This window comes from Streptomyces sp. NPDC090499 (genome assembly GCF_044769305.1).
Taxonomy (GTDB): domain Bacteria; phylum Actinomycetota; class Actinomycetes; order Streptomycetales; family Streptomycetaceae; genus Streptomyces.
This window is the reverse complement of the sequence record NZ_JBIVXP010000028.1, coordinates 47,055-67,233: the sequence shown is the minus strand read 5'-3', so window position 1 is coordinate 67,233 and position 20,179 is coordinate 47,055. Positions and strand designations below refer to the sequence as shown.

Annotated in this window: 20 protein-coding genes; 12 read left to right on the top strand and 8 right to left on the bottom strand. The window is 71.9% G+C overall.

What is annotated here, in order from left to right:
• Positions 1-23 precede the first annotated feature (23 nt).
• Both ACIQVL_RS47730 and ACIQVL_RS47725 read right to left on the bottom strand, forming a co-directional pair.
• Entirely contained in the window at positions 24-803 is a 780-nt protein-coding gene (locus tag ACIQVL_RS47730) for an enoyl-CoA hydratase/isomerase family protein (protein ID WP_403478760.1), read from the bottom strand.
• A 1-nt stretch (position 804) separates the two neighbouring features.
• Complete coding sequence (locus ACIQVL_RS47725) at positions 805-1,560, bottom strand: SDR family NAD(P)-dependent oxidoreductase (RefSeq protein ID WP_403478759.1); 756 nt, start codon at positions 1,558-1,560, stop codon at positions 805-807.
• A gap of 101 nt (positions 1,561-1,661) precedes the next feature.
• Here ACIQVL_RS47725 and ACIQVL_RS47720 point away from each other — a divergent pair, with 101 nt between their 5' ends.
• The 6 genes from ACIQVL_RS47720 (at position 1,662) to ACIQVL_RS47695 (ending at position 8,308) form a co-directional block, all read left to right on the top strand.
• The gene (locus tag ACIQVL_RS47720) at positions 1,662-2,804 is read left to right on the top strand and encodes an acyl-CoA dehydrogenase family protein (RefSeq protein WP_403478758.1); all 1,143 of its coding nucleotides are present in this window, start codon (positions 1,662-1,664) and stop codon (positions 2,802-2,804) included.
• 100 nt (positions 2,805-2,904) lie between these two features.
• Positions 2,905-4,395, top strand: a complete 1,491-nt coding sequence (locus tag ACIQVL_RS47715; RefSeq protein WP_403478757.1) for an aldehyde dehydrogenase family protein — start codon at positions 2,905-2,907, stop codon at positions 4,393-4,395.
• Between the two features lie 25 nt (positions 4,396-4,420).
• Positions 4,421-5,986 carry an AMP-binding protein gene (locus tag ACIQVL_RS47710; RefSeq protein ID WP_403478756.1) on the top strand — a complete coding sequence of 522 codons (1,566 nt, stop codon included), beginning with the start codon at positions 4,421-4,423 and terminating at the stop codon, positions 5,984-5,986.
• Positions 5,983-7,143, top strand: a complete 1,161-nt coding sequence (locus ACIQVL_RS47705; RefSeq protein WP_403478755.1) for a thiolase family protein — start codon at positions 5,983-5,985, stop codon at positions 7,141-7,143. Before ACIQVL_RS47710 ends, ACIQVL_RS47705 begins: the two co-directional genes overlap by 4 nt.
• The gene (locus ACIQVL_RS47700) at positions 7,140-7,541 is read left to right on the top strand and encodes a Zn-ribbon domain-containing OB-fold protein (protein WP_403478754.1); all 402 of its coding nucleotides are present in this window, start codon (positions 7,140-7,142) and stop codon (positions 7,539-7,541) included. Before ACIQVL_RS47705 ends, ACIQVL_RS47700 begins: the two co-directional genes overlap by 4 nt.
• Before the next feature lie 17 nt (positions 7,542-7,558).
• The gene (locus tag ACIQVL_RS47695; protein ID WP_403444171.1) at positions 7,559-8,308 is read left to right on the top strand and encodes a FadR/GntR family transcriptional regulator; all 750 of its coding nucleotides are present in this window, start codon (positions 7,559-7,561) and stop codon (positions 8,306-8,308) included.
• 22 nt (positions 8,309-8,330) lie between these two features.
• On the opposite strand, the gene ACIQVL_RS47690 is transcribed toward ACIQVL_RS47695, so the two are convergent.
• Genes ACIQVL_RS47690 through ACIQVL_RS47680 form a run of 3 tightly spaced genes read right to left on the bottom strand, consistent with a single transcriptional unit; the run spans position 8,331 to position 11,290 of the window.
• Complete coding sequence (locus ACIQVL_RS47690; RefSeq protein WP_403478753.1) at positions 8,331-9,353, bottom strand: LLM class F420-dependent oxidoreductase; 1,023 nt, start codon at positions 9,351-9,353, stop codon at positions 8,331-8,333.
• Positions 9,350-10,504 carry an acyl-CoA dehydrogenase family protein gene (locus ACIQVL_RS47685; RefSeq protein ID WP_403444177.1) on the bottom strand — a complete coding sequence of 385 codons (1,155 nt, stop codon included), beginning with the start codon at positions 10,502-10,504 and terminating at the stop codon, positions 9,350-9,352. Before ACIQVL_RS47685 ends, ACIQVL_RS47690 begins: the two co-directional genes overlap by 4 nt.
• Before the next feature lie 18 nt (positions 10,505-10,522).
• Positions 10,523-11,290 carry an enoyl-CoA hydratase/isomerase family protein gene (locus tag ACIQVL_RS47680; RefSeq protein ID WP_403444180.1) on the bottom strand — a complete coding sequence of 256 codons (768 nt, stop codon included), beginning with the start codon at positions 11,288-11,290 and terminating at the stop codon, positions 10,523-10,525.
• Between the two features lie 119 nt (positions 11,291-11,409).
• On the opposite strand from ACIQVL_RS47680, the gene ACIQVL_RS47675 reads away from it, so the two are divergent.
• Positions 11,410-12,318: a crotonase/enoyl-CoA hydratase family protein gene (locus ACIQVL_RS47675; RefSeq protein WP_403478752.1), complete on the top strand. Its 909-nt coding sequence runs from the start codon at positions 11,410-11,412 to the stop codon at positions 12,316-12,318.
• A gap of 165 nt (positions 12,319-12,483) precedes the next feature.
• On the top strand, positions 12,484-13,890 hold the full coding sequence (locus tag ACIQVL_RS47670; protein ID WP_403478751.1) for a glycoside hydrolase family 1 protein: 1,407 nt from the start codon (positions 12,484-12,486) through the stop codon (positions 13,888-13,890).
• Here ACIQVL_RS47670 and ACIQVL_RS47665 read toward each other — a convergent pair.
• Positions 13,869-14,369: a MaoC family dehydratase gene (locus tag ACIQVL_RS47665; protein WP_403444187.1), complete on the bottom strand. Its 501-nt coding sequence runs from the start codon at positions 14,367-14,369 to the stop codon at positions 13,869-13,871. The genes ACIQVL_RS47670 and ACIQVL_RS47665 overlap by 22 nt on opposite strands.
• Before the next feature lie 44 nt (positions 14,370-14,413).
• Positions 14,414-15,235, bottom strand: a complete 822-nt coding sequence (locus ACIQVL_RS47660; RefSeq protein WP_403444190.1) for an enoyl-CoA hydratase/isomerase family protein — start codon at positions 15,233-15,235, stop codon at positions 14,414-14,416.
• Positions 15,236-15,343: 108 nt separating this feature from the next.
• On the opposite strand from ACIQVL_RS47660, the gene ACIQVL_RS47655 reads away from it, so the two are divergent.
• From ACIQVL_RS47655 to ACIQVL_RS47640, 4 genes are read left to right on the top strand one after another with little or no spacing between them, the layout of a single operon-like run.
• The gene (locus ACIQVL_RS47655; RefSeq protein WP_403478750.1) at positions 15,344-16,462 is read left to right on the top strand and encodes an acyl-CoA dehydrogenase family protein; all 1,119 of its coding nucleotides are present in this window, start codon (positions 15,344-15,346) and stop codon (positions 16,460-16,462) included.
• A 29-nt stretch (positions 16,463-16,491) separates the two neighbouring features.
• Positions 16,492-17,670 (top strand): acyl-CoA dehydrogenase family protein, encoded by a 1,179-nt coding sequence (locus tag ACIQVL_RS47650; protein WP_403478749.1) that lies wholly within the window; start codon positions 16,492-16,494, stop codon positions 17,668-17,670.
• On the top strand, positions 17,667-18,179 hold the full coding sequence (locus ACIQVL_RS47645; RefSeq protein ID WP_403478748.1) for a nuclear transport factor 2 family protein: 513 nt from the start codon (positions 17,667-17,669) through the stop codon (positions 18,177-18,179). Before ACIQVL_RS47650 ends, ACIQVL_RS47645 begins: the two co-directional genes overlap by 4 nt.
• Positions 18,179-18,934, top strand: a complete 756-nt coding sequence (locus ACIQVL_RS47640; protein WP_403478747.1) for an SDR family NAD(P)-dependent oxidoreductase — start codon at positions 18,179-18,181, stop codon at positions 18,932-18,934. The genes ACIQVL_RS47645 and ACIQVL_RS47640 overlap by 1 nt, the downstream gene beginning before the upstream one ends.
• 46 nt (positions 18,935-18,980) lie before the next feature.
• On the opposite strand, the gene ACIQVL_RS47635 is transcribed toward ACIQVL_RS47640, so the two are convergent.
• Positions 18,981-20,177, bottom strand: a complete 1,197-nt coding sequence (locus ACIQVL_RS47635; protein ID WP_403478746.1) for a CaiB/BaiF CoA transferase family protein — start codon at positions 20,175-20,177, stop codon at positions 18,981-18,983.
• Between the last annotated feature and the right edge of the window lie 2 nt (positions 20,178-20,179).

Sequence of the window (20,179 nt, the reverse complement as noted above, 5' to 3'; positions counted from 1 at the left end):
TCCAGATCTGTCGGGTCGGTCGGCTACACGCCGCGGAACTCGCCGGGGCGCCGCTCCCGGAAGGCCCTGAGCCCCTCGGCCCGGTCCTCGGTGCAGAACAGCACCGAGACGGTCTCCCGCTCGTACGCGATCGCCGTCTCCAGGTCCATGCCGGCCCCGCGGCCGACCAGCCGCTTGCCCGCGGCGAGGGCCAGGGGCGCCCCGGCCGTGAGCGTGCCGGCCAGTTTCTCGGCTGCGGCGAGCGCGCCACCGGGTTCGGCCAGTTCGTTGACGAGTCCCAGCTGCCAGGCACGCTCCGCGTCGATCGGTTCCCCGGTGAGGATCATCTGCCTGGCGACGGCGGGTGGCACCAGGCGCGGAAGCCGCTGGGTACCGCCCGCGCCGGGCAGGACGCCCAGCTTCATCTCGGGCAGGCCGAGCCTCGTGCCGCGCTCCGCCACCCGCAGGTCACAGGCGAGCGCCAGCTCCAGTCCGCCGCCGAACGCGAACCCGTGCACGGCCGCGACCGAAGGTTTGGGGAAGTCCTCAAGCAGTGCGTACGCCTCGGTCAGCCGCCCCACGAAGGCCCGGAACTGCCCGGGGGAGGTGAACGACTCGATCTCGCCCAGGTCGGCACCGGCCGAGAAGGCACGGCCCGCTCCGGCCACCACCAGCGCGCGGACGTCGTCGTTGTCGCGGACGTCGTCGAGGGCCCGGGTGAGCAGGTCCACGGTCTCCGAGCCGACGGCATTGAGCCGTTCCGGCCGGTCGAGGGTCAACACGGCGATCCGGTCCCGCAGTTCGACACGCAGCACGGTGCTCACCTCAGACCATCGTCAGGCCGCCGCTGACCGAGAGCGTCTGCCCGGTCAGGTAGGCGGCGTCGTCGGACACGAGGAAGGCCACCGCACCGGCGATCTCGGCGGGCTGCGCGACGCGACGCAGCGGGATCGCCCGGACGGTCGCGTCGTACATCTTCTGGCTGTACTCGGCGACCTGCCCGAGCAGCGCGGTGTCGGTCGGACCGGGGCAGACGCTGTTCACGGTGATGCCGTGCCGGGCCACCTCGCGGGCGAGGGCCTTGCCGAAGGCGATGACGCCGCCCTTCGTCGCGGAGTACACGACCTCGCCGGAGGAGCCGACCCGGCCGGCGTCCGAGGCGATGTGGACGATCCGGCCGCCGCCGCGTTCGATCATCGGGTCGAGCACGGCCCGGGTCATCGTGATCGTGCCGCGCAGGTTCACGGCGATGATCCGGTCCCAGGTCTCCTCGTCGCTGTCGACGAACCGGCCGACGACGTCGACGGCCGCGTTGTTGACCAGCACGTCCACCGGGCCGAGTGCGGCGGTCACCCGGGCCACGGCGGCGCGTACGGCCGCGCTGTCGGAGATGTCCGCGCCGACTCCCGTGGCGCGTACCCCGTACCGCTCGGTGAGCTGTGCCGCGACCTTGTCGGCCGCCGACGGGTCCAGGTCGCAGACGGCCACCGCGGCTCCCTGCGCGGCGAGCCGGTCGGCGATCGCCTCGCCGATGCCGCGTCCCGCCCCGGTGACGAGCGCCACCTTGTCCCGTACGCTCACGCGCCCTCCCTCGCCCAGTTCCAGAAACAGCGCTATCGTATAACTACTTCAGCTAAATAAGCGAGATGTCGAGCACGTGGGACGCAGGAGTGGAGTCGAGCATGCGCCGTACGATCTTCGCCGAGGAGCACGAACTGTTCCGGGACACCGCCCGCTCCTACTACCTGCGGGAATGCGCCCCGCACACCGAGGAGTGGGAGCGCGCCGGGCAGGTCGACCGTGCTGCCTGGGCGGCCGCGGGCAAGTCCGGGCTCATCGGCTGGCAGTTCCCCGAGGAGTACGGCGGGCAGGGGATCTGGGACTTCCGCTACAACGCGATCATGGCGGAGGAGATGGCGGCCACCGGCTCGGTCGGCATCGGGCTCGGTCTGCAGAACGACGTCATCCCGCCCTACCTGATGCACCTCACCACCCCGGAGCAGAAGGCCCGTTGGCTCCCCGGGGTGATCGCGGGCGAGACGATCTGCGCGCTCGCCCTGTCCGAACCCGCCGCCGGGTCCGACCTCAAGGGCATCCGCACCACCGCGCGCCGGGACGGCGACGAGTGGGTGATCGACGGCTCCAAGACCTTCATCACCAACGGCATCCTGGCCGACCTGGTCGTGGTCGCCTGCAAGACCGACCCGGACGCCGGGCACAAGGGCATCAGCCTGCTCGTCGTCGAGCGCGGCGCCGAGGGTTTCGAGCGCGGACGCAAGCTCGACAAGGTCGGGATGAAGGCCCAGGACACCGCCGAACTCTTCTTCCGCGACGTCCGCGTCCCCGCAGAGAACCTCATCGGGCAGGAGGGGCGCGGCTTCTACCACATGATGGGCAACCTCCCCACCGAGCGGCTCGCCATCGCCGTCGCGGCCCTCGCCTCCGCCGAGCGGGCGTTCGGGTGTGCCGTGGAGTACGCCAAGGACCGCACCGCCTTCGGTCGGCCCATCGGCCAGTTCCAGGCGAACAGGTTCGCGCTCGCCGACATCAAGGCCAGGCTGGGGGTGGCCCGGGTCTACCTGGACGGCTGCATCATGGCCCTGATCGAGGGCGGGTTGACGGCCGAGGAGGCCGCCGCGGCCAAGTACTGGACCACGGAGACCGGCTGGGAGGTCATCGACCGCTGCATGCAGCTCTTCGGCGGCTACGGCTACGTCAACGAGTACGAGATCGCCCGCATCTGGCGGGACAGCCGGGTGCAACGGGTCTTCGGTGGCACCTCGGAGATCATGCAGGAGATCATCGGGCGCTCGATGGGGCTGTGAGGTATGCCGGCGAGGGCGTGCAGAGCATTGATTGGTTCGGCTAAATAGGTTATCTATTTAAACTGTACCGAAGTCAGGGCGGCGGGCTCCAGGAGGCACCGTGGTCACGGTCGACGTGAAGCTGCACCAGGAACGGGCCGAGCGGGACCTGCCGCGCCCCCGGATCGTCATCGGCGGCAAGGATCTCCACGAGACGAGCGGGGGTTGGTACGAGCACATCAACCCGGCCACCGGCCTCGTCCAGGCCCGCGTCCCGCTCGCGGGACCCGCCGAGGTGGACCGGGCCGTGGCCGCCGCCCGGCAGGCCTTCGAGGTGTGGGGAACCATGCGGCCCGCCGGACGGCGCCGCCTGCTCACCCGCTTCGCACAGCTCGTCCGCGACCACATCGAGGACTTCGCGGCGATCTGCCCGCTGGAGAACGGCGTCTGCGTCGGCGGCTGGGCGGAGAACGTCGGACCTCACGTCGCCGAGTGGACCGAGTACTACGCCGGCTGGGCCGACAAGGTCGAGGGCATGGTCGGCGCCGCCTACAGCCCGTACGAGAACGTCGAGTACACCCTCGCCGAGCCCTACGGTGTCATCGGCCACATCATCACCTGGAACTCGCCGGCGCTCTCCCTGGCGATGAAGGTCCCGCCGTCGCTCGCCGCCGGGAACACCGTGGTGATCAAGCCGGCCGAGACCACACCGTTCTCCGCCCTGCTCTTCGCCGACCTGGCCCGCGAGGCGGGCATCCCCGACGGCGTGATCAACGTCGTCACCGGACTCGGCGAGGCCGGAGCCGCCCTCGTGACCCACCCCGGCGTGGACAAGATCTCCTTCACCGGCGGGCCCGCCACCGCGCGCCGCATCATGGCGGCCGCCGCCCGGAGCCTCAAACCCGTCCTGTTCGAGCTGGGCGGCAAGTCCGCCAACCTGCTCTTCGCCGACGCCGACCTGGACACCGTCGTGCCGTACTGCGCGGCCTTCGCCCTGAGCAACTCCGGCCAGGGCTGTGCGCTGCCCACCCGCCTGCTGGTCGAGCGCCCGGTCTACGACGAGGTCGTGGCGCGCGTCACCGGGGTCGTCGCCCACCTGCCCGTGGGCGACCCGCTCGACCCGGCGACCCACATCGGACCCCTGATCGACGACACCGCCCGCGCCCGTGTCCGGGGCGTGATCGACAAGGCGGTCGAGGAGAGGGCGGGACGCCTGGTGTTCGGCGGTGAACGCATCGAGTCCGACGGCTACTTCGTCTCCCCGACCGTGTTCGCCGACGTCGACAACCGCAGCGACCTCGCCCAGCGGGAGATCTTCGGCCCGGTCCTCGCCATCACCCCGTTCGACACCGAGGACGAGGCCGTCGCCCTCGCCAACGACACCGAGTACGGCCTGTCCGCCTACATCCAGTCCCGCGACATCGCCCGCGTCAACCGCCTGGTGCCCCGCCTGAAGGCCGGCACCGTCTACGTCAACCCCGGCCCGAACCCCATCACTTCTCCTGCCACGCCCTTCGGCGGCGTCGGCGTGAGCGGGTTCGGAAGGGAAGGCGGCAGGGCCGGACTGGAGGAGTTCATCCACGTGAAGGGCGTCGGCGTTGCCCGCGTCTGACGAGATCCCACAGGAGCGATCGACCGTGAATCCCGCCCGCAGCCTGACATTCGGCGACCTCATCCGTGAGCACCGCAGGTCCTACCCCGACAGCGTCGCCCTCGTCGACGGCGACATCCGGCTGACCTGGCCGCAGCTCGACGAGCGCACCGACCGACTCGCCCACGCCCTCACCGACGCCGGGGTCGGCCCAGGCGACCGCATCCTGTGGCTGGGCCAGAACTCCTTCCGCATCTGGGAGCTGCTCGGCGCCGCGGCCAAGACCGGCGCCATGGTCTGCCCGGGATACTGGCGCTGGGCGGCGCCCGAAATGGCCTTCGCCGTCGAGGACTTCGACCCGCGGGTCGTGGTCTGGCAGGACGAGGAGATCGGCGACACCGTCCGCAAGGCGCGGGCCGAACTCGGCGCCGACCACGGGGCGTTGTGGCTCCAGCACGACACCGAGGGCCCCGGCTCGTACGAGGCCTTCCTGGCCTCCGGCGCACCCGAGGCCCCCGCCGACCCCGTCGACCCCGACTCCGCACTCCTGGTCATCTACACCGCGGCGATCTCCGGACGGCAGTCCGGCTCGATGCTCTCGCACCGCAACCTCCTCGCCATGGGTGCGAGCGCCGCCTGGATGGGGGACATCGGCACGGAGACCGCCTTCCTCGGCGCCGGACCGATGTTCCACATCGGCAACTACCAGTTCTGGGGCATCCCCGCCTTCGTCCACGGCGGCAAGAACGTGATCGTGCGCCGCGTCGTCGCCGAGGAACTGCTGCCGCTCCTCGCGGCCGAACAGTGCACCCACGCCTACCTGATGCCGCCCACCATCGCCCAGCTCGTCGCGCTGAACCGAGAGGCCGGGCACGACCTCTCCCACCTGAGGGCGAGCGTCGCCGCCCCGCTGTGGCAGGGCACCGTGCCCACGGACACCAGCCGCTTCACCCGCAACGGCGGTGGCGAGGGCCGCGGGTACGGCCAGACCGAGGTGACCGGCTTCGCCGTGACCGGCGCCTACGGCGGCAGCGGCCTCGGCAACGCGGGCCGCCCCGGTCCCTTCACCGCCGTACGCATCCTCGACGGGCAGGGCGAGGAGCGCGAGGTCGGTGAGATCTGCGTGCGCGGCGACCTCGTGCACCTCGGCTACTGGAACCGCCCCGAGACCAACGAGGAGCGCTTCCGTTTCGGCTGGTGGCACACCACCGACCTCGGCCGGCGCGAGAGCGACGGCACGATCAGCTTCCTCGGCACGACGACCCGCATGCTCAAGTCGGCGGCCGAGAACATCTTCCCGGCCGAGGTCGAGAACTGCATCGAAGCACACCCCGCGGTGAAGGAGGCCGCCGTGATCGGCGTGCCCAACGAACGCTGGGCGCAGGACGTCAAGGCGGTCGTCGTACTGCATCAGGACTCCGGGCCGGTCACCGAGGCGGACATCGTGGCGCACTGCCGGGCGCGGATCGCCTCGTACAAGAAGCCGAAGACGGTGGAGTTCGTCGACGCCCTGCCGCGCACGAAGGAGCACGCGAAGGACTACGAGGCGCTCGACGAGCGCTTCGGCGGGGGCGGCTATCCCGGCGGCGACACGCTCGGCGCCGGACGATGAACCCCGGGGACCGCCGGCAGCCCGTCGTCGTCGGCGTGCACGCCACCGAGCAGGCACTGTCGCTTCCGCACCGCGACGCCATGGACCTGGCCCTGGAAGCGGTGCAGGGCGCGATCGCCGACGCCGGACTGACCCCGGCGGACGTCGACGGCACCCAGGTCGACTGGCCGGGACCGGGCGGCGTCCCCGGCGAGGGCAGCTCCTGGGCGCGCCTGCTCGGACGGGACCTGCGCTGGACGAGCGACTCGATGCTCGACAACGCCGGCTCACGGGGCCTGCTGAAAGCGGCGGCAGCGGTCCGGACCGGGTTCGCCGACACCGTCGTGGTCGGCGGCTGCAAGCTGGTCTCGCGCGGCGCGGGCCCCGTCGGCGCGGGCGTGCCGCTGGAGTTCGCCGACGTGTGGGGCAGCTACGTCGTCGCCCAGTTCGCGCTGGTGGCCGCCCGGCACATGCACGAGTACGGGACCACCTCCCGCCAGCTCGCGGAGGTCGCCGCCACCATCCGCAACAACGGCACCACCAACCCGGAGGCGATGATGTACGGGCGCGGTCCGTACACCGCCGAGGACGTGCTCGCCTCCCGCCTGGTGGCCACCCCGTTCCACCTGCTGGACTGCTGCATCGTCGGTGAGGGCGGCGCCGCGCTCGTGGTGACCACCGCCGAACGGGCCCGGGACCTGCCGCACCCGCCCGTCGCCGTACTCGGCGGCGCCATGGAGTACCACCAGGCCGCGTACGCCAACCCCGCGCTGTACCGGGAGGTCGGGCAGCTCGGCCGGGACGCCGCCGCACGCGCTTACGCGATGGCCGGCGTGGACCCGCACGACGTGGACGTCTTCTCCCTCTACGACCCCAACTCCTTCGAGATCATCCGGCAGTTGGAGATCCTGGGGCTGTGCGGGGAAGGGGAGGGCGGACCCCTGGCCGCCGACGGCGCCATCGCCGTGGGCGGCAAGCATCCCGTCAACCCGGACGGGGGCTGTCTGGCGTACGCGTGGAACGGAACCCAGCAGATGACGCTCAAAGTGGTCGAGGCGGTACGGCAGTTGCGCGGCACGGCCGTGCACCAGGTCGAGGGCGCGGAGCTGGCGGTCGTCGGCAACGCCGGCTCGGGAGCGCAGCACTACGAGATGAGCGTGCTGGGGAGGCAGCGATGAGCAGGCCCGTGCCCGTCCCCACCGAGCTGTCCCGGCCGTTCTGGGACGCGGCCCGGCGCGGTGACCTGGTCGTCCCGCACTGCCCGGCCTGCGGGCTGCGCTACTTCGTCCCCGAGCCGGCCTGTCCCGGCTGCCTGTCCCGGGACTGGCGGTACGCCCCGAGCGCCGGCCGGGGGACCGTCTACTCGGTGACCGTCGTGCACCGCGCACCCGGCCCCGGCTTCGACACCCCCTTCGCACTGGCCGTCGTCGACCTCGACGACGGGGGCACCCTGCTGACGCACGTCGACGCGGGCGACCCCGACCACGTCGTCATCGGTCTGCGGGTCCGGGTGGACTTCCGCGCCCTCACGGACGAGATCGCGCTGCCGTACTTCGTACCGGAGAACACTCACTGAGGGCGGAGGTGGGCGCCGTGGCGAACACGCCGGTACGCGTCCCCAAGATGGCCGAACTGGTGGCGGCACGGCTGCGCCGGATGATCGTGCGCGGCGAACTGGCCGAGGGGGACGCGCTGCCGTCCGAGACCGCGCTGATGGAGGAGTTCGCGGTCTCCCGGCCGACGCTGCGCGAGGCGTTCCGGGTACTGGAGTCCGAGTCCCTGATCAGCGTGCGCCGGGGCGCCCGGGGCGGGGCGCGGGTGCAGGTCCCGGAGGGCACGGTGGCCGCCCGCTACGCCGGCGTGGTGCTGGAGTACCGGGGGACGACCCTCAAGGACGTGTACGACGCCCGTACGGTGATCGAGGCGCCGTGCGCCGGCCTGCTGGCCGAGCGGCGCACGGACGAGGACCTCCGGCGGCTGCGGGCCGCCGTCGCCGGGGCCGAGCGGCTCATGGACGACCCGTCGGCCTTCATCCGCGCCCACATGGAGTTCCACGCCCTCGTCGTCGAACTGGCGGGCAACGAGACACTCGGCGTCCTCAACGGCATGGTCCGGAACATCATCGACCAGGCCAACTGGTCCCACGTCGACCTCGACGCCGGCAGCCCCGAGAACATCCGGGCCAACCGGCGGGGCTTCCGCGCCCACGGCGCGCTCGTCGACCTGGTCGCCGCGCGCAGCGCCGAGGCCGCCGAGCAGCTGTGGCGCCTGCACCTCCAGGAGGCCGAGGACTACCTGCTGCGGAGCAGGTCCATGACCACCGTCCTGGACCTGCTCGGCTGATCTGCCCGGCCGATCCGCACGGTCAGATCCCGCGCAGCTCGCGCACGACCGGCTCCCACACCTCGGCGTCGATCTCGTACGCCGTGTAGAAGGACACCCGGTCGACGAGCGGCCCGTACCGGCGCCGGATCTCGCCCGCCACCCGCTCCGGCTCCGCCACCACCGCGAAGGTGTTCAGGACCTCGTCGTCGACGAGCCGGCTCATCGCCTCCCACTTGTCCTCGCGGGCCGCCTTCGACAACGCGTGCAGCTCGTCGCCGAGTTCGCCCCAGCCGTGCAGTTCCAGCACGCCCCGGTAGGCGGGTGTGCTGCCGTAGAAGGCGATCTGCTGCCGGGTGCCGGCCACCGCACGGGCCATCTCCTCCTCGGTGCGGCCGGTCGCGGTCAGCAGCAGGTGGGAGACGGAGAAGTCCGCGCGGGTGCGGCCCGAGGACTTCAGCCCCGCCTCGACGGTCGGGAGGGTGACCTCGCGCAGATACCGCTCTGTGGTGAAGCCGTGCGTGAGCAGCCCGTCCGCCACCTCGCCCGCCACCCGCGTCATGGCCTCCCCGACGGCGGCCACGAAGACCTTCGGTGCCCCGCCGGTCGCGGGCGGCGGGGAGAAGAACGGGGACATCAGGGTGTGCGAGTAGAAGTCGCCGCGGAAGTCGAGCCGTTCGCCCTCGTTCCAGGCGGCCCAGATGGCGCGCAGCGCGCTGACGTACTCGCGCATCCGGGCCGCCGGCCGGCTCCAGGGCATGGCGAAGCGCCGCTCGATGTGCGGCTTGATCTGGCTGCCGAGGCCGAGTGTGAACCGTCCGCCGCTGTACGTCTGCAGGTCGTGTGCGGTGTACGCGAGGTGCATGGGGGAGCGGGCGAAGGCCACCGCGATGGCGGTGCCGACCTCCAGCCGGTCGGTGTGCTCGGCGGCCAGCAGCAGCGGCAGGAACGGGTCGTGTTTGGACTCCGAGGCCCACAGCCCGTCGTAGCCGGCCCTCTCGTGATGCCGGGCCTCCGCCACGACCTCCGCGGTGCTCCACACGTTGAGCTTGCCGTCGACCTTCATACCGCTCCCTCGACCGAGACCGTGTCGGTGTCCGTGTCCAGCCCGATGCGCCGCGCCAGCAGTTCGCGGTGGTATGCGGGATCGCCGAACAGCAGTTGTGATGTCTTGGCCCGTTTCAGATACAGGTGGGCCGGGTGCTCCCAGGTGAAGCCGATGCCGCCGTGGACCTGGATGTTCTCCGCCGCCGCCTGCAGACAGGCGTCGGAGCAGAACGCCTTGGCCAGGCTCGCCACGGCGGGCAGGTCCGGGGCCGCGCTCTCGGCGGCGAGCAGCGCGTAGTGCGCGGCGGCACGCGCCGACTCCACTTCGAGGAGGACGTCGGCCAGAAGGTGCTTGACGGCCTGGAAGGAGCCGATGGGCCGCCCGAACTGGTGGCGCACCTTCGCGTACTCCACCGCCATGTCGAGCGCCCTGGAGGCCACCCCGACCTGCTCGGCGGCCAGCGCGGCGGCAGCCCGGTCGAGGACCTGCGCGACCAGGTCCCAGCCGTCGCCACGGGTACGCAACCGGGTCGCCGGTACTTCGTGGTAGTCGAGGCGGGCCTGCCGGCGGGTGGGGTCCATCGTCGGCAGCGGCGCGCGGGTCAGCCCGGCTGCGTCGCCCTCGACCAGGAAGACGCCGATACCGTCGTCGGCGCGGGCCACGGTGAGGACCACGTCGGCGGCCGCGCCGTCGAGGACGAACATCTTGTGCCCGGTGAGCCACCACCTTCCGGCGGACTCACGAGCGGTGAGCCGCACTCCGGGCGCGTCCCAGCGGGCGGAGTCCTCGGTCAGGGCCAGCGTCGCGACGAGCTCGCCGGCGGCCAGGGCCGGCAGCAGCCGTTTGCGGGCCTCCTCGTCGGCGCAGCGCAGCAGCGCGGTCGTGGCCAGGACGGCCGAGGACAGGAAGGGCGCGCACAGCAGAGCGCGGCCCATCTCCTCCATGACCACGCCCACTTCGACCGGCCCGCACCCGGCGCCGCCGTACTCCTCGGGGACGGCCAGCCCCTGCAGGCCCAGCTCCGTGCCCATCCGCTGCCACAGCGCCCGGTCGAACCCCTCCGGGGTCTCCATCAGGCGCCGCACCTCGGTCTCGGGTGAGGTGGCCGCCAGGAACGCCCGTACCGTGCGCCCCAGTTCTTCCTGCTCCTCGCTGAACGCGAAGTCCATCCGGGTCTCCTCTCCGGCTCAGCGGCGCCCGCGCGACGCGGTGATCCGCTCGACCGCGGCGATGTGGTCCGGCGAGTGCATGGTGTCCCGTTCGGCGAGCAGGGCCGGTTCCATCACGGTGCCGAGGGTCTGCTCCAGGTGCCGGTTGACCGCGCGCTTGGTCTCGCGCAGAGCCTGCGCGGGCAGGGCCGCCAGCCGCCCGGCCAGGTCCATGGCCTCGTCCATGAGCTTCTCCCCGGGCACGGCGCGGTTGGCGATGCCCAGCCGGACCGCGTCCGCGGCACTCACCCGGTCGCCCAGGAACAGCAGTTCCTTCGCCCGGGTCAGGCCCACGAGCAGTGGCAGGACGTAGGCGCCGCCGTCGCCCGCGACGAGGCCGACCTGGACGTGCGGGTCGGCGACGTGGGCGTCGTCGGCGATCAGCACCAGGTCGCTCAGCAGGGCCAGGCTGCAACCGAGGCCGACGGCCGGGCCGTTGACCGCCGCGATCACCGGGAGCGGGCAGCGCACCAGACCCGTGATGATCCCGCGGGCCTCGTCGACCTGCCGTTGCCGGAAGGCGCTGTCCCGCTGGACCCGGGTCATGGTCTCGAGGTTGCCGCCGGCGCTGAACGCCCGGCCGCGCCCGGTGAGCACGATCACCCGTGCCTCCGGGTCCCGGGCGACCTCGTCCCACACCGACGCCAGGCCGGTGTGCAGCTCGTCGCTCATCGCGTTGCGCTGCTCCGGCCGGTTCAGCTCGACCAGCCGGACCGGCCCCACGGCCGTCACCACCAGATCCGCCATCTTCCCCGCCCGCGTTCAGGAACCAGTCAATGGAGTTGAATGCTATAACTAATTTAGCTTTCTGAGAACCGGTCCGTGAGCCGGTCCGTGAACGGTCCCTGGAGTGACGGAGGACGCGCATGCCGGAGCAGGAGTACGAGCCGGAGCGGGAGTACGAGACCGTGCGGGCCGAGGTGGCGGACCGGATCCTCACCGTCACCCTCGACCGGCCCGAGCGGCTGAACGCCTTCAACCCCCGGATGATGCAGGACCTGCTCGACGTCCTGGCCGTGGCCGACGCCGACGACGGGATACGGGTGATCGTGGTGACCGGAGCCGGGCGCGGCTTCTGTGCGGGCGCCGACGTCAGCTCCGGCGGCTCCTCCTTCGACCACCGCACAGCGGGCGCCTGGCACCGGGACACCGGCGGCCGGGTCGCCCTGCGGATCTTCTCCTGCACCAAGCCGGTCATCGCGGCGGTCAACGGCCCCGCGGCGGGCGTCGGGGCGAGCCTGACCCTGCCCATGGACATCAGGCTGGCCTCCACCTCGGCGAAGTTCGGCTTCGTCTTCGCGCGCCGCGGCATCGTGCCGGAGTCGGCGGCGAGCTGGTTCCTGCCGCGGGCGGTCGGCATGCAGCGTGCGATGGAATGGGTGGCCACGGGCCGCCTCGTCGGTCCCGACGAGGCGCTGCGGGCCGGACTGGTGCGCTCCGTCCATCCGCCCGAGGAACTGCTGCCCGCGGCGTACGAACTCGCCCGGGAGATCGCCGACAACACCTCGGCGGTCTCGGTCGCCCTCGCCCGCCAGATGATGTGGCGGATGCTCGGCGAGGCCCACCCGATGACCGCGCACCGGCTCGACTCACGGATCATGAGCCAGATCGGCGGCGGCCCGGACCCCGTCGAGGGCGTCGAGTCGTTCCTCGCCAAGCGGCCGCCCGCCTTCCCCGGCCGGGTCAGCAAGGACATGCCCCCCGTCTATCCCTGGTGGCAGGACGAGGAGTTCCGGCCCTTCGAGGAGCGGTCGCCCGGCAGCCGGCAGGTGTGATGCCGACGTCGGGCCACGCCGTCGCGGCGCCCGTTCCCCGGGACGGCCTGAGACGCCTTTAGGAGATCTGGCCGAAACATTGTCGTAGTTTGCTCGGAGTGTTAGCGTCCGGTCGGCGGGCATTCAGTTGAATGCGCTGAACCATTCACCGCCTGGACGGTAACCATGAGCGATGGTTTCCTGCGTCAATCCCTCCGCGACGTCGACTGGGGCGTCGCCACCGCGGACACCGTCGCGGCCGCCCCGCCGCCTCCACAGGAGCGCGGCGGACACTTCCGGCAGTGGACCGACGACATCCGGGACCTGCTCGGTGTCACCGCGGACACGCACCGGATGGTCGCCGGCTGGCCCGAGCTCCAGCCCGACGGCCCCGGCAGCTGGGACCTGAAGGCACTGGACCGCTGCGAGCGCACCCTCGACGCCCTGCTCGCACAGGGGACGCGGCCCGCACTCACCCTGTTCGACCGCACGCTGCCGCCCTGGCTGGACGCCGCCGGCGGCTGGCTCGCCCGCGACACCGCCGGGTACCTCGCCGAGTGCGCCGCCGAGCTGGGCCGCCGCTTCGGCGACCGGGTCGAACGCTGGATCACCTCCACCGACCTGGCCGGCCCCACGCTCGCGGACCACGTGGCCGGAATGTACTCACCGGGCCGGGGCGCGGGCCGCGCGGGACTGGCCGCGGTCCACCACATCCTGCTCGCCAACGGGCTCGCCACCCAGGCCCTCAGGGCCGCCGGCGTCACGGGCCGGATCGGGACGACGGTCACCCTCGTCGGCGGCTACGCGGCCACCTGCGACCCCTATGACAGGCTCGCCCTGGAGCGCCTGGAGAGCTGGACCAACCGGATCTTCCTGGACCCCCTGCTGCTCGGCGAGCACATGGTGACCGAGGACGACGTCGCCCCCGTCGCGGCCACCGGCTGCGTGCGCTCCGGCGACCTGGACACCATCGCCACCGCCCAGGACCTGCTCGCCGTGTCCTGGCACACGCCGTTCCGTGTCACCGCGCCGGAGAACCTGCCCCGGGTGCTGCCGGCCGCCCGGTGCCGCAGTGCCCTCAACGAGGTCAACCGCCTGCTCGTGGACCTCGGCTTCGCGATCGTCCCCTTCGACGACGTCGAGACGACCGCCTACGGCTGGCCGATCATCCCCGAAGGGCTGGCCGACGCCGTCTCCGGGCTGTGCGACCTGTACGGGGACCTGCTGCCCCCGCTGTCGGTCGTCGACAACGGCATGGGCGACCTGGACCTGGTCGACGACACGGGACACCGGGACGACACCCGGCGCCGGGCCCTGCTCGGAGCCCGGCTGTCCTGGCTGGCGAGGCTCGTAGCCGCCGGGGTCGACGTGTGCGGATACGAGTACTGGTCGGTACTCGACAACCTGGAGGCCAAGTTCCGCTACACCCGCCTGTACGCCATGGCCGTTCCGGACCACGAGCCCGCGCCGCGGCCCGTGATGCCATCCGACTGGGTGCACGCGGGAGCGTTCGCCGCCGCTCCCGCCGCCGGTCCGGAGACCGGACTGACCCTCGTGTCCGGGACTGGGACTCAGGGCCTCGGCGCCTCGTAGTCCCGGCCGCGGATCAGCCGCACCGGGCAGTAGACGAGCACGTCCTCGTGCCGCTGGTTGCGCACGGTGATCCGGCTGGTCACCACGCCCCGGCCGGGCTTGCTCGACGGGCGGCAGCCGGTGGTCTCCACGACCGCGTAGAGCGTGTCGCCGACGTACACCGGGCCCAGCACGTCCAGCTCCATGTGCAGGAAGGCGAGGCCGGTGCCGTGCAGGACGTTCGTCTGGAGGACCAGTCCCTCGGCGAGACAGTACGTCAGACCCCCCGGGACCAGCCGGCCCGTGTATCCGCCCTCCGCCGCGTGCGTGGCGTCCCAGAACAGCGGCTCGGTGAAGCCGCCCCAGGTGACGAAGTTGACCAGGTCGGTCTCCGTGACGGTCCGGCGGGCGGTCCGGAAGACCTGCCCGACCGGCATCTCCTCGTACGTCAGCCCCCGGACGAGCGGCTGGACTTCGGTCGTCGTGTGCTGCGCGGTCATCGTGCGGTCCTCTCGGTTCCGTCCATGGGTTCCGTCCATGGGGTTCACAGGTCGAGCGGGTGCTTGCCCGCCACACCCTCGAAGTCCGGGGCGCGCTTCTCGCGGCGGGCGGCGAGGCCCTCGACGACCTCGTGTCCCGCGAAGCCGAGGAACTCCAGGCCGAGCGAGGCCTCGAAGATCGGCTGGGCGGTGCGGTACCAGTGGTTGAGGGACCGCTTGGTCCAGCTGATCGCGCTGGCGGGACCGGCGGCCAGCACGCTCGCCACCCGCAGCGCCTCCGCGTGCACGTCCTCGTCGGCGACGCACTTCGACACCAGCCCGATCCGCTCGGCCTCCTCGCCGGTGAGCGCCTCGCAGGTCAGCAGGTAGTACTTGGCCTTGGCCATACCGCACAGCAGGGGCCAGCAGATGGCCGCGTGATCACCCGCCGCGACCCCGAGACGCGTGTGCCCGTCGACGATCTTCGCCGTGCGGGCGGCGATCGAGATGTCCGCCAGCATGCCGATGACCAGGCCCGCACCGACCGCCGGCCCGTGGATCGCGGAGACCACCGGCTTCGAGCAGTTGATCACCCCGTACACCATGTCCCGGGCCTCGCGCATCACCCGGGCCCGCACCGTGTACTCCTCGGTCATGGCGTCGATGGAGTCGAAGGTCCCGCCCGCCGAGAACGCCCGGCCCGCCCCCTGGACCAGCACCGCCCGGGTCTGCTCGTCCCGGTCGATCACCGGCCAGACGTCGGCCAGTTCGCCGTGCATCCGGGGATCGACCGCGTTGAGGTTGGGGGCGTCGAGCAGGATGCGCAGCACGCCGGGCGCGGGCCGTTCGAAGGTGAGGCTCGTGAACGGGGCGTAGAGGTCGGTCACGTCGCGCTCCTGGTGTATTCAGTGTGGATACTATAATTATCTAACTGTATCGAGTGGCGAGCGGCAAGCGCCCGGCAGGCGCGTCACACCGAGGACGGGAAGCTCGGCATGGACCTCACCTTCAGCCAGGAACAGGACGAACTGCGCAAGGTCGTACGGTCGTTCCTGGCCAAGCACTCCGACGAGGCGGCGGTGCGCCGCCTGGCCGCCGACCCTCGGGGCCACGACCCCGTCGTGTGGCGGCGGATGGCCGGCGAACTGGGCCTGCAGGGGCTCGCCGTGCCGGAGCAGTACGGCGGCTCCGGCTTCGGCTACGCAGACCTCGGCATCGTCTTCGAGGAGGCGGGCCGCGCGCTGCTGTGCGGCCCGTACTTCGCCACCGTCGCCCTGGCCGCCGAGACCCTCCTGCGCTGCGACGACGAGCAGGCCCGCCGCGACCTCCTGCCGGGGATCGCCACCGGCGACACGGTGGCCACGCTGGCGCTCACCGAGGACGACGGCCGGTGGGACGCCCCGGGCATCCGGCTCACCGCCCGCGACACCGCCGACGGCTGGCGGCTCACCGGCACGAAGACCTACGTCCCCGACGGCCACCTTGCCGACCTGCTCCTGATAGCAGCCCGCACCCCCGCCGGCATCAGCCTCTTCGCGGTCGACGCCGAGGCACCCGGCCTCACCCGCACGCCGCTCCCCACCCTCGACCAGACCCGCAAACAGGCCCGGCTGGAGTGGACCGACACCCCCGCACGCCTGCTGGGCACGGAGGGCACGGCCTGGCCCGCCCTCGAACGCACCCTCGCCACCGCCTCCGTCCTGCTCGCCGCGGAACAGGTCGGGGGAGCCGCCGCCGCGCTGGACGCCGCCGTGGACTACGCGCGGATCCGCGTCCAGTACGGGCGTCCGATCGGCTCCTTCCAGGGGATCAAGCACAAGTGCGCCGACATGCTGGTGGAGATCGAGTCCGCCCGCTCGGCCGCCTACGCCGGACTGTGGGCACTGGACGCCGGGGACGACACGGAGACCGCCGTCGCTGCCGCCCTGGCGCAGGCCTTCTGCTCGGAGGCCTTCACCCGGGTCGCCGGCGACAACATCCAGGTCCACGGCGGGATCGGCTTCACCTGGGAGCACCCCGCGCACCTGTACCTCAAGCGGGCCAAGAGCTCCGAGGTGTTGCTCGGCACACCGTCGTACCACCGGGAGCTGCTGGCCATCCGGCTCGGCATCTGAGAAGTCCCGGGGATCAGGGAGAGGCAGACATGGAGCTGGACTTCGGACCCGCCGTACGCGACTTCCGCGACGAGCTGCGGGACTGGCTGGCGGAGCATCTCGTCGGGGAGTTCGCGGCACACCGGGGCGTCGGCGGACCCACCGACGGCGCGGCCTGGGAGGTCCGCCTGGCCTGGGACCGCGAGCTCTCGACGGGCGGCTGGCTGGGCGTGGGCTGGCCACGGGAGTACGGGGGCAGGGGACTCGGACTCCTGGAGGAGATCGTCTTCGAATACGAGTACGCCCGCGCGAACGCCCCCTACCGGGCCACCGGCAACGCCCTCGACCTGCTCGGTCCCATGCTGCTCAGGATGGGCGCCGAGGAGCAGAAGAGGCGCTTCCTGCCGCCGATCCTCGCCGTCGGGGAACTGTGGGGGCAGGGCTTCAGCGAGCCCGGCGCCGGCTCCGACCTGGCGTCGGTGCGCACCCGCGCCGAACGCGACGGCGACCAGTGGGTGGTGAGCGGACAGAAGGTGTGGACGTCCTTCGGCATCCACGCCGACTGGCTCTACGTCCTCGCCCGCACCGACCCGGACTCCGTCCGGCACAAGGGTCTGACCATGCTGCTCCTGCCCACCGACCAGCCGGGCGTGGAGATCCGGCCCATCCGCAATCTCGCCGGCCAGGACGAGTTCGCCGAGGTGTTCCTCTCCGACGCCCGGACCGGCGCCGACATGGCCGTCGGCGAGGTCGGCCAGGGCTGGCGCACCGCGATGGCCACGCTCGGCATCGAACGCGGCACCACGCTCCTGCCCCAGCAGCTCACCTTCGAACGGGAGGCCGAGGCACTGATCGACCTTGCCCGGGAGCGGGGCGCGCTCGGCGATCCGATGGTGCGCCGCCGCATCGTCGACGCCTGGATCTCCGTACGCATCATGCGCACCACCAACCTGCGCACCCTCGCCGAACTGACCGCGGGCCGCACCCCGGGCGCCCAGGCCACCACGGCCAAGCTGTACGCCTCCACCCGGCATCAGCAACTGGGCCACCTGGCACAAGAGGTGGCAGGTCCCGCCGGGCAGATCGTCGGCGCGGACTACGGCCTGGACACCCGGCAGCGCTCCTTCCTGCTGTCCCTGGCGGAGACGATCTACGGCGGCTCCAGCGAGATCCAGCGCAACATCATCGGCGAGCAGCTCCTCGGCCTGCCCAAGGAGCCCCGGCCGTGACACCCCTGGAGGAACGCCTCGACCGCGTCGAATCGCACCTGGCCATCCAGCAGCTGCCCGTCCGCTACGCGCTCGCCGTGGACGCCCGCGACCTCGATTCCTGGGCGGGCTGCTTCCGGCCCGACGTGGACATGGGCCGCCGCGGTCGGGGCCGGGCGGCACTGCTGGCGTACATCGAGCCCCTGGTCCGGGGCTTCCACCGGTCGGTCCACCAGATCTGCGGCCACCGGATCGAGTTCACCGGCCGCGACACGGCCATCGGATCCGTGTACTGCCGTGCCGAGCACGAGGTGGGGGAGCGGTGGATCGTGATGGCGATCCGCTACCTCGACGACTACGCGCGCGTGGACGGCGAGTGGTACTTCTCCCGGCGCCGCGAACAGCACTGGTACGCGGCGGACGTGACCGAACGCCCTCAACGGGTGGACTTCGAAGGCTGGCAGGGCGCCGGAGAACCCGCGCTGCCGGACGCCTTCCCCACCTGGGGACCCTTCTGGAAGGAGACGTGATGCGTCGGTTGGCGGCGAAAACGGCACTGGTCACCGGCGGCGGGCAGGGCGTGGGCCGCGGAATCGCCCTCGCGCTGGCGGCGGAGGGAGCGGCGGTGGTGATCACGGGCCGCACCGAGGACAGGCTGAAGGAGACCGCGCAGGTGATCGCCGAGCGCGGCGCACGGGTGCACACCGTCGTCGGGGACGTGGGCGAGCGGGCCGACGTCGACCGCATGGTCACCGAGACGGTACGTGAGTTCGGCGGCCTGGACGTACTCGTCAACAACGCGCAGAGCTCCGTCCAGCGCCGCCTGGAGCAGACGTCGTACGACGACCTTGAACTCACCTATCGCAGCGGTCCGTTGGCCGCTTTCCACGCGATGCAGTCGGCCCTGCCCCACCTGAAGGCCGGCCGGGGCAGCGTCGTCAACCTCGGCTCGTCGGCCGCGGTGCTGGGCGAAGCGGGCTTCGCGGCCTACGCGATGGCCAAGGAGGCCATCCGGGGACTCACGCGCGTCGCCGCGCGGGAGTGGGGCGCCTACGGGATCCGGGTGAACGTAGTCTGCCCGGCCGCGCTGAGCCCGGCGGCGGAGGCGTACTTCGCCGCCCGTCCGGAGCGGGCCGACAGCGTGCTCGCCGACATCCCGCTGGGCCGGATGGGCGATCCGGAGACGGACATCGGGCGGGCGGTCGCCGCGCTGGTCAGCGACGACATGGCCTATCTGACGGGGGCGACGCTGATGCTGGAGGGCGGCCGGACTCTGATCGGCTAGCCGGTCACTGATCGCTCCCTGACCGGTCAGCAGGGGCGGCGGGGCGTCACACGACGCCCCGCGCCCGAAGTTCCTCGACCTGGGCTGCCGTCAACCCTGCGAGCCCGGTGAGGACTTCGGCGGTGTGCTCGCCCAGCGCGGGGGGCCGGGTGTAGCCCTCGACCGGCGTCGCCGTGAAGCGGATCGGGTTGGCGAGCAACGGCAGCCGCCCCGAGACCGGGTCCTCGACCTCGACCAGCATCCCCCGGTGCCGTATCTGCGGGTCGGCGAAGACCTCCGGCATCTCGTTGAACGGGCCTGCCGGGACGTCGTGTTCGTCGAGAACCGTCAGCCACTCGTCCCGGGTCCGGGTGCGCAGGATCGCCTCCAGCACCGGCAGGATGTCCGCGCGGTGCGCGATCCGCGCGGAGGTGGTGGCGAACCGGGGGTCCCGGAGGAGGTCGGTTCGGTCGGCGGCCGTGCAGAAGGCGGCGAACTGTCTGTCGTTGCCCGCGACGAGGAACAGCGGCTTGTCCTTGCACTGGAACGCCTGGGACGGGATCCCGCCGTATCCCCCGTTGCCCCGCCGCTCCGGCACCTCGCCGGAGACCAGGTAGTTCATCGCGAAGTGCGACAGCGAGGCCAGCCCGCAGTCCAGCAGGGACAGGTCGACGAACTGGCCCTCGCCGGTGGCGTCCCGGTGCCGCAGAGCCGCCAGCACGGCCGTCGCCGCGTACAGGCCGGTGAGGATGTCGACCATGCTGACCCCGACCTTCATCGGCTCCTCGGGGTGACCGGAGACGCTCATCATCCCGGACATGGCCTGGAAGATGCCGTCGTAGCCGGGCCGTCGGGCGTACGGCCCGGTCTGGCCGAAGCCCGTCACCGAGAGGTAGACGAGCCGCGGGTTGAGCTCTCGCAGGCTCTCGTGGTCCAGGCCGTACTTCGCCAGTGTCCCGGTGCGGAAGTTCTCGACCAGTACGTCCGACCGGGCGGCGAGGGCGCGGATCACCTCCTGCCCCTCGGCGGTGGCGTGGTCGACGGTCACCGATCGCTTGTTGCGGTTGCAGGAGAGGTAGAAGGCGGCGGTGTCCGTCCCTCGCGCGAAGGGCGGCCCGTAGGTACGGGAGTCGTCGCCCGTGCCGGGGCGTTCGACCTTGATCACGTCGGCGCCCAGGTCGGCGAGCATCTGGGTGGCCAGCGGTGCGGCGAGGATGCGGGACAGATCGAGGACGCGGATCCCGGCCAGGGCGGTCGACGGCATCG